The sequence below is a fragment of the Pseudomonas sp. 43(2021) genome (assembly GCF_017490805.1).
GTDB lineage: Bacteria > Pseudomonadota > Gammaproteobacteria > Pseudomonadales > Pseudomonadaceae > Aquipseudomonas.
Window position 1 is genome coordinate 1 of sequence record NZ_JAFGYJ010000403.1, and the last position, 475, is coordinate 475.

General features: G+C 61.9%; 1 pseudogene. It reads left to right on the forward strand.

What is annotated here, in order from left to right:
- A pseudogene (locus J5M71_RS27855) lies at positions 1-437 on the forward strand (MoxR family ATPase); the annotation flags it as partial.
- Positions 438-475 lie beyond the last annotated feature (38 nt).

A 475-nucleotide genomic window follows, 5' to 3' on the forward strand; every position in this document is an offset into this window, starting at 1 on the left:
GCCAGGTGCTGCGCCTGCTGCGTAACGAAGAGTTTGCCCAAGGTGCGAGCACCACGCCGGTGAAGAATTTCACCTTGCCGCAAGAGGTGATTTTTGCTGCGCGCAAGGAAGTCAGCGCGGTGCACGTTTCACCGACCATCGACACGTAACTGATCGACCTGATCAACGCCACCCGGCACCCCGCCGAATACGACGAAGACCTCGCACGCTGGATCGCCATTGGTGCCAGTCCCCGTGGCGGCATTGGCCTGGACCGCTGCGCCCGGGCCGATGCGTGGCTGCAGGGGCAGGATTTCGTTTCGCCGGACAACGTCCGCGCCGTGGTCCATCCGGTGTTGCGCCATCGTTTGCAGCTGAGTTACGACGCGGTTGCCGATGGTGTCAGCGCCGATCAGGTGCTTGACCGGATTCTCGACAAAGTGGCGATTCCCGCATGAACGACGAAGGCTTGGTCTACGTCTCTCTCGCGCAATTG